General features: G+C 62.9%; 12 protein-coding genes and 1 pseudogene. 7 read left to right on the forward strand and 6 right to left on the reverse strand.

Going from position 1 to position 10,943, the window contains the following annotated elements; all coding sequences use genetic code 11:
* The 3 genes and pseudogenes from EN932_RS18415 to EN932_RS18425 all read right to left on the reverse strand — a co-directional run.
* A pseudogene (locus EN932_RS18415) lies at positions 1-195 on the reverse strand (VWA domain-containing protein); the annotation flags it as partial.
* Between the two features lie 3 nt (positions 196-198).
* Positions 199-1,128 (reverse strand): MoxR family ATPase, encoded by a 930-nt coding sequence (locus EN932_RS18420; RefSeq protein WP_013532114.1) that lies wholly within the window; start codon positions 1,126-1,128, stop codon positions 199-201.
* Positions 1,125-1,652 (reverse strand): flavin reductase, encoded by a 528-nt coding sequence (locus EN932_RS18425; protein ID WP_013532115.1) that lies wholly within the window; start codon positions 1,650-1,652, stop codon positions 1,125-1,127. Before EN932_RS18425 ends, EN932_RS18420 begins: the two co-directional genes overlap by 4 nt.
* A 179-nt stretch (positions 1,653-1,831) precedes the next feature.
* Between EN932_RS18425 and EN932_RS18430 the strand changes: the two genes are divergently transcribed.
* Both EN932_RS18430 and EN932_RS18435 read left to right on the forward strand, forming a co-directional pair.
* Positions 1,832-2,905: an ABC transporter substrate-binding protein gene (locus tag EN932_RS18430; RefSeq protein WP_127370440.1), complete on the forward strand. Its 1,074-nt coding sequence runs from the start codon at positions 1,832-1,834 to the stop codon at positions 2,903-2,905.
* A complete protein-coding gene (locus EN932_RS18435) occupies positions 2,905-3,930 on the forward strand; it encodes a P1 family peptidase (RefSeq protein WP_128368963.1) in 1,026 nt (341 codons plus the stop codon). The genes EN932_RS18430 and EN932_RS18435 overlap by 1 nt, the downstream gene beginning before the upstream one ends.
* A gap of 9 nt (positions 3,931-3,939) precedes the next feature.
* On the opposite strand, the gene EN932_RS18440 is transcribed toward EN932_RS18435, so the two are convergent.
* Positions 3,940-4,194: a DUF2171 domain-containing protein gene (locus EN932_RS18440; RefSeq protein WP_013532118.1), complete on the reverse strand. Its 255-nt coding sequence runs from the start codon at positions 4,192-4,194 to the stop codon at positions 3,940-3,942.
* 128 nt (positions 4,195-4,322) lie between these two features.
* On the opposite strand from EN932_RS18440, the gene EN932_RS18445 reads away from it, so the two are divergent.
* The 3 genes from EN932_RS18445 (at position 4,323) to purB (ending at position 6,936) form a co-directional block, all read left to right on the forward strand.
* Positions 4,323-5,048 carry a DUF2259 domain-containing protein gene (locus EN932_RS18445; protein ID WP_127384844.1) on the forward strand — a complete coding sequence of 242 codons (726 nt, stop codon included), beginning with the start codon at positions 4,323-4,325 and terminating at the stop codon, positions 5,046-5,048.
* A 107-nt stretch (positions 5,049-5,155) separates the two neighbouring features.
* Positions 5,156-5,569, forward strand: coding sequence for a hypothetical protein (locus EN932_RS18450; protein WP_013532120.1), 414 nt, complete (start codon positions 5,156-5,158; stop codon positions 5,567-5,569).
* A 59-nt stretch (positions 5,570-5,628) separates the two neighbouring features.
* Complete coding sequence (purB, locus tag EN932_RS18455) at positions 5,629-6,936, forward strand: adenylosuccinate lyase (RefSeq protein ID WP_127367026.1); 1,308 nt, start codon at positions 5,629-5,631, stop codon at positions 6,934-6,936.
* 125 nt (positions 6,937-7,061) lie between these two features.
* On the opposite strand, the gene EN932_RS18460 is transcribed toward purB, so the two are convergent.
* On the reverse strand, positions 7,062-7,874 hold the full coding sequence (locus EN932_RS18460; protein WP_013532122.1) for a VOC family protein: 813 nt from the start codon (positions 7,872-7,874) through the stop codon (positions 7,062-7,064).
* 249 nt (positions 7,875-8,123) lie between these two features.
* On the opposite strand from EN932_RS18460, the gene EN932_RS18465 reads away from it, so the two are divergent.
* Together EN932_RS18465 and EN932_RS18470 are read left to right on the forward strand one after the other, a co-directional pair.
* Positions 8,124-8,672 (forward strand): alpha/beta hydrolase, encoded by a 549-nt coding sequence (locus EN932_RS18465; protein ID WP_013532123.1) that lies wholly within the window; start codon positions 8,124-8,126, stop codon positions 8,670-8,672.
* Between the two features lie 190 nt (positions 8,673-8,862).
* Positions 8,863-10,008 (forward strand): acyltransferase, encoded by a 1,146-nt coding sequence (locus EN932_RS18470; protein ID WP_127369484.1) that lies wholly within the window; start codon positions 8,863-8,865, stop codon positions 10,006-10,008.
* A gap of 38 nt (positions 10,009-10,046) precedes the next feature.
* On the opposite strand, the gene EN932_RS18475 is transcribed toward EN932_RS18470, so the two are convergent.
* Positions 10,047-10,820: an HpcH/HpaI aldolase/citrate lyase family protein gene (locus EN932_RS18475; protein ID WP_013532125.1), complete on the reverse strand. Its 774-nt coding sequence runs from the start codon at positions 10,818-10,820 to the stop codon at positions 10,047-10,049.
* Positions 10,821-10,943 lie beyond the last annotated feature (123 nt).

Here is a 10,943-nt window from a genome sequence, read left to right on the forward strand (position 1 = left end):
CACCAGCACGGCGTGCAGCGTCCAGTAGAAATCGTCGCGCGAACCGATGCCCGCGGCGAGCACCGCCTCGATGGCGTCCTTGACCGAGGCCGGCCCCACCCGCATGCCCGCCTTGCGCAAGGTGCGGGCAAAATAGACGATGTTGTCGGCGATCCGCCCGTGCGGCATGGCCTCTTTTGGCTCGGGGCGCGGCATCGCCTACTCCGCCGCCGAAAGCTCGGCCTTCACCTCGTTGAGGATGCGCCGGCCTTCGCCCTGTTCGATGCGGGCAATGTCGTCCTGGTATTTCAACAGCACGCCGATCGTATCGGAGACGGTTTCCGGATCGAGCGCCACCTTGTCGAGCTCGGTCAGCGCGCCGGCCCAGTCGATGGTTTCGGCGACACCCGGCACCTTGAACAGCTCGATCTGGCGCAGCTTCTGGATGAAGGAGACCACTTCGGCCGAAAGGCGCTGGTTGGCCTGCGGCACCTTGCGGCGCACGATCTCCAACTCGCGCTCGGCATTGGGATAGTCGACCCAGTGATAGAGGCAGCGCCGCTTCAGCGCGTCGTGGATCTCACGGGTGCGGTTGGTGGTGATGATGACGATCGGCGGCTCTTCCGCCTTGATGGTGCCGAGCTCGGGCACCGTCACCTGGAAGTCGGACAGGATTTCGAGCAGGAAGGCCTCGAACGCCTCGTCGGTGCGGTCGAGCTCATCGATCAGGAAAACCGGGGCAGCCCCCGCCTTGCCGGTCAGCGCATCGAGCACCGGGCGGCGGATCAGGTATTTTTCGGAGAAGACGTTGCGCTCCATGGCGGAGCGCTCGACCTTGCCGGCCGCCTCCTCCATGCGGATCTCGATCATCTGCGCGGCGTAGTTCCACTCGTAGACGGCGGACGAGACGTCAAGGCCTTCATAGCATTGCAGGCGGATCAGCCGGCGGCCGAGCGCCTGTGCCAACACCTTGGCGATCTCGGTCTTGCCGACGCCGGCCTCGCCCTCAAGGAAAAGCGGCCGCTTCATACGCAACGACAGGAACAGTACGGTCGCCAACGACCGGTCCGCCACATAGTCCGCACCGGTCAGGAGATCGAGCGTCTCGTCGATCGTCCGTGGCGCGGCGCGCGGTTTCAGCTCGGTCATTCTTTCTCCGTGAACGCCGCCGCTCCGCTTTCCAGTACGTGGTAGCCGCGGGCGTGATAGATCAGCGGCCGCAAATTATCGCCCATCCGCAGGCCTGTCACCTTGCCAAAAAGCACACGATGGGTGGCCAGGTCCTTGGTGTCGATCAATTCGCAGTCGAACACGGCGAGCGCACCCTTCAGCGTCGGCGCGCCGGTGGAGATCACGTCCCATTCGCCGAGCGCGAAGCGCTCCTCGACCGGCAAGCCGGTGATTCCGGAAAAGCCGACTGACAGCGGCTCCTGGTGGGAAGCCAGGGTGTTCAAGGCAAACCTGCCGTTTTTCACGAACGGTTCGTTCTTGGGATTTTCGCGATTGAGACAGACCAGAATGGTCGGCGGGGTGTCCGAAACCGAGCAGGCCGCGATCACCGTCGCGCCGCGCTTGCCGGCCGGCCCGTCGGTGGTGACCACATGGACGTGGCCGGCAAAGTGGCTCATCGCGTCGCGATAGGCCTGCGGCCCAATGTCGTTCTTCTTCAGCACCGTATTTTTTCCATTGTCAGGATCCTATCGACATATATGGCCAGACATAGCCCGCCACAAGCGAAGTGCCTGAGCCATATCCCGAAATTCGCGTGTTGCACCAAGGCCGGGCAGCCTTTAGGTCTTGGCGGCAACAGTGCCGGGAGCATAGGACCGGCCCGGAGGATCCCATCGCTCGAATGCGACCCAGGACAAGAACAATAGCGGCGCTGTTCTGGCTGTTCCTGGCCAGTGGTGCGGATGCCCGGACGCTGCTGGTCGGCGTCTCGGCGCCCCTGTCGGGACCATCGGCCATTCTCGGCAAGCAGATCGAGGCCGGTACCGGTATGGCCGCCGAAGCGGACGGCATCGAACTCAAGACCGTGGATGACGCCTGCACCGCCGATGGCGGCGCTGCCGCGGCCAGGGAATTCGCAGCCGTCAAGGTCAATATCGTGGTCGGCTTTCTCTGCACCGAGGCGATCGAGGCGGCGATGCCGATCCTGAAGGACGCCAACATTCCGGTCATCACCATTGGCGTGCGAACCGAAAGCCTGACCGACCGCCGCGCCAAGACCGGCTGGCCGGTCTATCGCCTCGGACCACGCGGCGACGATGAGCGCAATGCGGTCGCGTCAGCCCTCACCCGCCTGTGGCAAAACGAATTGTTCGCCATTATCGACGACGGCACCATCTACGGCCGTGAAATCGCCGAGACGTTGCGGGCAGCGGCCGAACAGGCAGCGCTGAAACCTGTGTTCGTCGACACGTTCCGGCCCCAGCTCGACAATCAGATCGGCATGATCGGTCGGCTGAAGAAGGCCGGCGCGACGCATGTCTTTGCCGGCGGCGATGGCGACGACATCGCCATCATGGGCCGCGATGCCGCACAGCTTCAGGCGGGCATCGTCTTTGCCGGCGGCGAGAATCTGCGCACGCCGCCCGGCGACGTGCCCTATTCCTTGGGCACACTGATGATCGCACCGCCGGAATGGGCCGATGTCGCCGATCCAAAAGTGCTGGCGGCCTTTGCCGCGCAGAAAGTCGTGCCCGACGGCTATACGCTGCCGGCCTTTGCGGCGGTCGAAATCGCCAAGGCAGCGTCGGGCTTGTCCGAAAGCTCGGGCAAACCACTGACCGAAGCTCTGACCGGACAGGATTTCACCACGGCGATCGGGCCGATCCGGTTTGATGCGAAAGGCGATCTCAGCCGGAGTCCCTACCGCGTCTTCCGCTTCGATGGCACGCGCTTTGCGCCCTTGGAAAGCTACTGATGTTTCGCACCGGCCCACGCAACCTGATCACCGACGTTGCCGGCCTGCGCGTCGGCAATGCGTCCGACGCCAAGCTGAAATCCGGGGTAACGACCGTGCTTTGCGATGCGTCCACAGTGGCGGGCGTTCAGATCCTGGGCGGTGCGCCGGGCACCCGCGAGACCGACCTGCTCGAACCGCACAATTCCGTCGATGTGGTGCACGCCGTGGTGCTTTCGGGCGGTTCGGCTTTCGGCCTCGACGCGGCCTCCGGCGTGCAGGCGGCGTTGCGTGAACACGGCATCGGCCTCGAGGTCGGCGGTTTTCGCGTTCCGATCGTGCCGTCGGCGATCCTGTTCGACCTGCGCAATGGCGGCGACAAGGATTGGGGCCGTTATCCGCCCTACCGCGAGCTTGGCTATGAAGCCGCGCAAAACGCCACCGCCGATTTCCAACTCGGCAGCATCGGCGCCGGCACCGGCGCGCTCACTTCGGGGCTGAAAGGAGGCCTCGGCTCCGCCTCGACGCTGCTCGACAATGGCGTCACCATCGGCGCGCTGGCCGCCGTCAATCCGACCGGTTCGGTGACCACAGGCCGAACCCGCCATTTCTGGGCGGCACCGTTCGAAATCGGCGACGAATTCGGTGGGCTTGGCTATCCCTCGCCGATGCCTGACGAGGCGAAACGGATTCTTTTGAAGTACCGCGACAAACATTTTGGCCGGCAGACGGAGACCGGCGGCAACACCACCATCGCCGTCATTGCCACCGATGCGGTGCTCACAAAGGCTGCCGCCAAGCGCCTGGCGATGTCGGCGCATGATGGATTCGTGCGCGCCATCTGGCCGACGCACACGCCGGCAGATGGCGACCTTGTGTTCGCGCTGGCGACCGGCACGAGCGGTATCGAACTCTCCGCCGATGCAGCAATCGATCTCTACGCCGCCGCCGGCGCCACCATGGCGCGCGCCATCAGCCGAGGCGTCTATGCCGCGACGCCTGCCGAAAACGATCTGTTTCCGGTCTGGTCGTCACGCATGAAGTGAAGCGATCAATCAGACCGGATCGGACTTTTCTTCCTCGAACGTCACCGCGACATCAGAATTCGCCGACAGCCAGACCTTCTTGCCGTCGACTTCGGCAATCAGGCTCAGGGGAATGTAGTGGTGATGGCCCTTGTGGGCGCCCTCGCCGCTATCGGCCTTGGTCAGCTTGATGCGCTGGCCATCGACCTTGTCGACAGTGCCGACATGCACGCCATCGGCGCCGACGACTTCCATATGCTCACGAATTTTGCTGGTGTCGGTCATGGTGGTTCTCCATTGGGACTGCCGAGAATAACAAATGACGGGCCGATTGGATGCATCGGCTTTCGCACCGCACGACGTTTTGATTCCGTCGTGCTAGGGGATTGAAACGATCATGGGGGTGAAGACCGATGCGAATGCTCTTTCTGTTTGCCGTTGGCCTGCTTGCACAGCTTGCGACCTCGATCGCGGCTCATGCCGGCGATGTCGCTGAACTTGAGATCCTCGGCTTCACCAAGGACGGCAGCGTCTTCGCTTTCGAGGAATATGGCGTGCAGGATGGATCGGGCTTTCCCTATGCCAACCGCTACTACATCGACACGAGCACCGACAGCTTTCTGAAGGGCACGCCGATCCGGGTCCGGCTTGAGGACGAGAATGCCAAACTGGATGCGGTGCGCCTTCAGGCCCGGCAAAAAGGCGAATCCATTGTCAGCCAGGCCGAGTTGGACGCCAACCGCGGCATCACCGCGGGTTTCAACCCGGTGACCGAGCTTTCGGCGGATCCGCACCGGATGGCGGTCAATCCGCGCCCGATCTTCACTCCGGTCGACCCACCGCTCGAGTTCCGGCTCGACGAGTTGGGCATGAACAACGCCGATGGCTGCGAGAGCCAGGGCGAAATCAACGGCTTCCGGCTGCTGCGCATCGAGGCGCAGGATGGCGGCACGACCAAGCTGCTGCACCAGGACAAGGCGATACCGAAAAGCCGGGGTTGCCCGAACGGCTATCGCATCGGCGCCGTGCAAACCTTTTCCATGGACAGCCTCAGCGCCTATGCCGTGCTGATCGCGGTGCGCCAATACGGCTTTGAAGGCCCGGACTTTCGCTGGATCGCGGTGACCGGTCGCCTGTGACATCCCGTGCTCAACCCGCCGCGCGCGATCGTGCGCTGAACCGCCTTCGCCGCGCGATACCGACGCCGCGCACAGCGCTTATCGGCGCAGTGTTGTGGGCTGTGACGATGGGCGCCAGCGCGCTCGTCACCCTGTTGTTGGACGACTGGGAGACGCCGGCGAAAATCCGCATTGTCACCATGCTGTTTGCGGCGGGAGCTGCGCTGGCCTTCCCCATCGGCCTGTTTGCGACGCGGCTGGTCTCGCAGGGAAGACGCTGGGAAGTCGCTTTCGCCGCGGCCTTCGTGTGCCTAGCAGCGGCGACGATCGGCCTGACCGGCGGGCTGTTTGCCCTGCAGTACCGCTCCTACTACGCCGAGTGGCATGCGCCTGCTTTCACCCGCACCTGGGTCCTCCAGTTCGTCTTCACGACGTTGATTGCGCTCTATCAGTTCGTAGTGCTGGGCATCCGGCTCTATTTTCCAGTTGGTTTCATCGCTCTGTTTGCCGCGGGCGTCTGGTTTGCGCGCCAGCGGCGTTGAGCATTTTGCTCGCCTCTGTTAGGACGCGGGCAAACTTCTCGATATGTCAGGACTGACCGATGATCCCTCGCTATTCCCGGCCGGAAATGGTCGCCATCTGGTCGCCAGAAACCCGGTTCCGCATCTGGTTCGAGATCGAAGCCTATGCCTGCGATGCGCTGGCCGAACTCGGCGTCATCCCCAGGGAAGCGGCAAAAACCATCTGGGAAAAGGGTAGTGCCGCAAAATTCGACGTCGAGGCGATCGACGAGATCGAACGAGTCACCAAGCATGACGTCATCGCCTTCCTGACCCATCTTGCTGAATTTGTCGGGCCGGACGCCCGCTTCATCCACCAGGGCATGACCTCATCGGACGTTCTCGACACCTGCTTCGCCGTACAGCTGACCCGCGCCAGCGACATCCTGCTCGCCGACATCGACGGTCTGCTTGCAGCGCTCAAGCGCCGCGCCTTCGAGCACAAGAACACCGTCACCATTGGCCGCAGCCACGGCATCCATGCCGAGCCGACGACCTTCGGCGTCAAGCTGGCGCAGGCCTATGCCGAGTTCTCGCGCTGCCGCGAGCGGTTGGTGCACGCGCGTGAGGATATCGCCACCTGTGCGATCTCCGGGGCGGTCGGCACCTTCGCCAACATCGACCCCTATGTCGAGGAACATGTGGCGGCGAAGCTCGGCCTGAAGCCCGAGCCGGTGTCGACGCAGGTGATCCCGCGCGACCGCCACGCGATGTTCTTTGCCACGCTCGGCGTCATCGCCTCGTCGGTCGAGCGGCTGTCGATCGAGATAAGGCATTTGCAGCGCACCGAAGTGCTCGAAGCGGAAGAGTATTTTTCGCCGGGCCAAAAGGGCTCCTCGGCCATGCCGCACAAGCGCAACCCGGTGCTGACCGAAAACCTCACCGGCCTTGCCCGCATGGTTCGCTCCATGGCGATGCCGGCGATGGAGAATGTGGCGCTCTGGCATGAGCGCGACATTTCCCACTCCTCAGTCGAGCGCATGATCGGCCCTGACGCCACCGTGACGCTCGATTTCGCACTGTCACGGCTGACCGGCGTCATCGACAAGCTGCTCGTCTATCCCGACAACATGCTGAAGAACATGAACAAGTTCCGCGGCCTCGTGCATTCGCAGCGTGTCATGCTGGCGCTGACGCAGGCTGGGTTGTCTCGCGAAGACTCCTACCGTCTGGTCCAGCGCAACGCCATGAGGGTGTGGGAGCAAGGCGCTGATTTTCTTGAAGAATTACTGGCCGACAAGGAAGTGACCGCTGCCCTGCCCGAGGCCGAAATCCGCGAGAAATTCGACCTGGGCTATCACACCAAGCATGTCGACACGATCTTCAAGCGGGTGTTTGGCAAAGCCTGAGGCAAAGCGCTATACCGTCGCTGGCCGCGAGCGGCAGGCTTCACCTTCTCCCCTGTGGGAGAAGGTGGATCGGCGCGCAACGCCGCGACGGTTGAGGGGTGCTCCAGCTTGGCGCAGCCCTCAAATCAAGCCTTGCCGGGAACAGTCCTGATCACCGTGCCCCATGGATCTTCGCGGGTCACCGGGCTGGTCACATTGTCCGAACGCATCTCCACCCAGGCCAGACCCGACCGGCTGGGATCGCGGCGGCCGGCGCCCGAACTCTGCCAGGCGTTGGCGCCGATGTGGTGGTGATAGCCGCCTGACGACAGGAACACCGCCTGGCCGCCATATTTGGCCACCGTGTCGAAGCCGAATTCCTGGTTCCACCAGGCTTCGGCGTCTTCCGGCCTGCCGACGCGCAGGTGGACATGGCCGACGACGCTGTTTTCCGGCGCGCCCTGCCAGCCGGCGTCACCCGCAGGCACTTCGGCAACGACGGACGGAATGTTCATCCGCTCGGTCGCCATCGCCACCTTGTCGCCATTCCACTTCCAGTCCTGCGGACGGCGGTCGGCATAGATCTCGATGCCGTTGCCTTCGGGATCGGTCAGGTACAGTGCTTCGCTGACCAGATGGTCGGAAGCGCCCTCGATGGCGATCTTGTTTGATATGGCGTGGTTGATCCAGCGGCCGAGATCGGCACGGCTGGGCAGCAGGAAGGCAGTATGGAACAGGCCTGCGCTGCGAGGATCATCCGGCTTGGCCGAAGGATCGGCCTCGATGACCAGCAACGGACGGTTGGCGGCGCCCAGCGTGATCGCCCCATCGGCGCGGCTCAGTTCCTGCAGACCGACGATGCTGCGATAATATGCGGCAAGGCTTTCCGCGTCGCGCGCCTTCAGCCCGACGCGGGCAACGCTGACCGGGGTGGTGGCGGCAAAAGGCAACTCGCTCATCAAATGCTCCGTTCGACCGGCCTGCGATGAAGCTCCCAAAGCGAGAAACCCCACTCCGCCGATCATTGTACGTCGTGTCAGTTCCAAAGTCAGGGTTCCCGCGCACGGCTGTTTCTTTTCCTGACCACAGATCGTCCATCCGCATCGTTCACACAAGACGCGAAGAAGCGAACATGGTGTTCACTATTGTGATCAAACGTGGCGTTTCTGCCGGTTGCACGAAGCGATGCCGCTCGCTATCTCAGCGCCATGAAGGTCAGAGACGCAGATATTCTCATCGTGCCGGGCTACACCAATTCCGGCCCCGACCATTGGCAGAGCCGCTGGCAGTCGAAGCTGTCGACGGCGCGCCGCGTCGAACAGGCGGAGTGGTCGAAGCCGGTGCGCGAGGACTGGACGGCGAGCGTCGCCAAGGCGGTCAACGAGGCCGAGCGGCCGGTCGTCCTGGTCGCGCACTCACTTGGCGTCGCCGCGGCGGTGCAAGCCATTCCGCAATTCCGCAAGCCGGTCGCCGGGGCCTTCTTCGTGGCGCCGCCCGATGTCGCTAACCCCGAGATCAGGCCCAGGCACCTGATGACCTTCGGCCCCTACCCGCGTGAGCCGCTGCCCTTTCCCTCGATCGTGATTGCCAGCCGCAACGATCCGTTCTGCGCCTTCGATGTCGCCGAAGACATTGCCGGTGCCTGGGGCTCGCTGTTCATCGATGCCGGCGAAACCGGTCATCTCAGCGAGGATTCGGGCTTCGGACCGTGGCCCGAAGGCTCGATGACCTTCGCCAAGTTCCTGACGGACCTGTAATATATACGGTCAAAGCCTGAACACGAAGCTGCTCGGCAGGCCATCCGGCTTGCGTGAACAATAATTTAATGCAGATCGCGATAATCTCTCCAGCAACGGCGAACTCTGTTCGCCGAACGATTATATTCGCGCGTACTAAATAGCAATTATTCAAAGAAAGCCCATACTTGGCCAAGGATGCTTCACTCGATTGTTAAGAGGTGTCGCCGCGCTCGTAGTTCTGAATGGGCATTGTTTGGGTGCTTTTGCGCCATTGATGGAAGGCGAGGGAGACTTGGCCGGGCAATCGCTCAAAACAAGCCTGGCTTTCGTCGCGTTCAATGGCGGCTCCGCCGTCTACCTGTTTTTCGTCCTGTCTTCCTACGTGCTCGTGAAGCGTTATTTTCAGACCAGCAAGGCACAAGATCTGCGGTTGGGTGCGATCAAGCGCCTGCCACGCCTGGCCGGCCCGGTACTCGTTACGACGCTGGCATCCTGCATCATCTTCAAGCTCGACCTGTATTTCATCAAGGATGCGGCCGCCGTCACCCAATCCGACTGGCTGAGAAGTTTCGGCAATGCTTCAAAGGTGCTATCGCCGGAGACTGCGAGTTTCGCCGACGCGTTTCTGCAAGGGGCGTGGCGGACGTTCATCTACGGCGACAACTATTATGACAGCAGTCTGTGGACCATGACGGTCGAGTTCTGGGGGAGCATGCTGACCTTCGCCCTCGCCCCGATCGTCTTTTTCCTTCAAGGCCGCTGGACGTTATCGTTCTGGGTCTGCATAGCAGCAGTCGTGTTCCTGGCGCTGCAAGTCAGTTACTTTCTTTGTGCCTTTCCGGCCAGCCTCTTGCTCTATCCGCTTCTCGCCATGGATTTTCGCCCGAATCGGTGGGTGAGAGGCGCCATGGTGATGGTTTCCCTGGCGCTGCTGGGTTATGCGGGGAGTGCCGTGGGCATATATCGCCCGTTCGCCGTGCTTGACGTGGCTTCCGATGTGGGCCTGCGGCAAGCCTGCGTGGCCATCCCGGCAAGCGTCATGTTGGTCTACGCGGTGCTGAGTGTGGATGAGCCTCTATCATGGCTCTCGGGTAAGGTGGCACGTTTTCTGGGCGACCTGTCCTTCCCACTCTACCTCGTGCATGTACCCGTTATCTGCTCATTGGGGTCATGGGTTTTGTTGACAAGCGGTTCCACCGCACTCGGCGCCGCCGCCGCCATACTGGGTTCGATCCTCGCGGCGTTGCCGCTCATGACCTTCAACAACTGGTGGGTCCAGATGGTCGGCGCCCTGTTCAACAGGTTCAGGCGCGGCGGACCTATCGCCGCGGCGCCTGCGGCGTCGAGCGCCTAACCGCCCGGCGCTGTGACGGCAGTGCGTCCGGTTCGGGTTCAGGATCCGATCGAATCCTTGATGCCCTTGAGCAGGGTCTTTGCGCCCAGTGAAATCAGCGCATGCTCCGAGCCCATGGCCAGCAGGCGATAGCCCATCGACACGACCCGGCCGGCAATTGCCGGCTCGACAACGTAGATCGCCGCATGTTTGCCGGCCTTGCGGGTGCGCTCGGCCACCGACGCCACCGTCTCCATCATGCTTTCCAGCGTCGAATTGACCGTGGCGCCATTGCTCCAGGCGATCGAGAAATCCGACGGGCCCAGGAAGATGCCGTCGATGCCGGGCGTATCGAGGATGCCATCGAGAGCATCGAGGGCTGCACGCGTCTCGACCATGGCGAAGGCCATGGTGCGCTGGTTGGTGTCGCGCAGCCAGTCGGCCTGGTCGCCTTGGCCGTGGCGGGGAAAAGCGTAGGTCGGGCCCCAGGAGCGCTCGCCGACCGGCGGGTATTTCATGGCGGCGGCGAACAGTTTTGCGTCGGCAACCGAGTTCACCATCGGCGCGATGACCGCCTCGGCGCCGAAATCGAGCGCGCGGCTTGCCATGTCGAAACGGCCAACGGGAATTCGCACCAGCGCCGGCTTGCCGGTAGCGAGCACCGGCACCAGGCCACGCAGCACGCTGTCTTCGTGATGGCCGCCATGCTGCATGTCGAGCGTGACGGCATCGAAACCCTGCTTGGCGACGATCTCGACCGTCAAGGCATCCGGCACACCGGACCATGCGGTGAACAACGTTTCATCGGCCGCGAGGCGGGACTTCAGGGACATGAACTCTTTCCTTGTTAGCGACCGCAGTTTCAGCCGGAAACCGCGGCAAAGGCAAAGAAAAACCGCCCGGATAGGCCGGGCGGTCGATTGGTCCAGCGTATGGCCGCGGGATCAGCGCATGGC

The sequence above is a fragment of the Mesorhizobium sp. M7A.F.Ca.US.002.01.1.1 genome, from assembly GCF_004022955.1.
Classification (GTDB): domain Bacteria; phylum Pseudomonadota; class Alphaproteobacteria; order Rhizobiales; family Rhizobiaceae; genus Mesorhizobium; species Mesorhizobium ciceri.

Excerpts from the sequence above, each read along its gene's own strand:
- EN932_RS18420 (WP_013532114.1), bottom strand. The coding sequence starts at position 1,128 with ATGACCGAGCTGAAACCGCGCGCCGCGCCACGGACGATCGACGAGACG.
- EN932_RS18430 (WP_127370440.1), top strand. The coding sequence starts at position 1,832 with ATGCGACCCAGGACAAGAACAATAGCGGCGCTGTTCTGGCTGTTCCTG.
- EN932_RS18435 (WP_128368963.1), top strand. The coding sequence starts at position 2,905 with ATGTTTCGCACCGGCCCACGCAACCTGATCACCGACGTTGCCGGCCTG.
- EN932_RS18440 (WP_013532118.1), bottom strand. The coding sequence starts at position 4,194 with ATGACCGACACCAGCAAAATTCGTGAGCATATGGAAGTCGTCGGCGCC.
- EN932_RS18445 (WP_127384844.1), top strand. The coding sequence starts at position 4,323 with ATGCGAATGCTCTTTCTGTTTGCCGTTGGCCTGCTTGCACAGCTTGCG.
- EN932_RS18450 (WP_013532120.1), top strand. The coding sequence starts at position 5,156 with ATGGGCGCCAGCGCGCTCGTCACCCTGTTGTTGGACGACTGGGAGACG.
- purB (WP_127367026.1), top strand. The coding sequence starts at position 5,629 with ATGATCCCTCGCTATTCCCGGCCGGAAATGGTCGCCATCTGGTCGCCA.
- EN932_RS18460 (WP_013532122.1), bottom strand. The coding sequence starts at position 7,874 with ATGAGCGAGTTGCCTTTTGCCGCCACCACCCCGGTCAGCGTTGCCCGC.
- EN932_RS18465 (WP_013532123.1), top strand. The coding sequence starts at position 8,124 with ATGAAGGTCAGAGACGCAGATATTCTCATCGTGCCGGGCTACACCAAT.
- EN932_RS18475 (WP_013532125.1), bottom strand. The coding sequence starts at position 10,820 with ATGTCCCTGAAGTCCCGCCTCGCGGCCGATGAAACGTTGTTCACCGCA.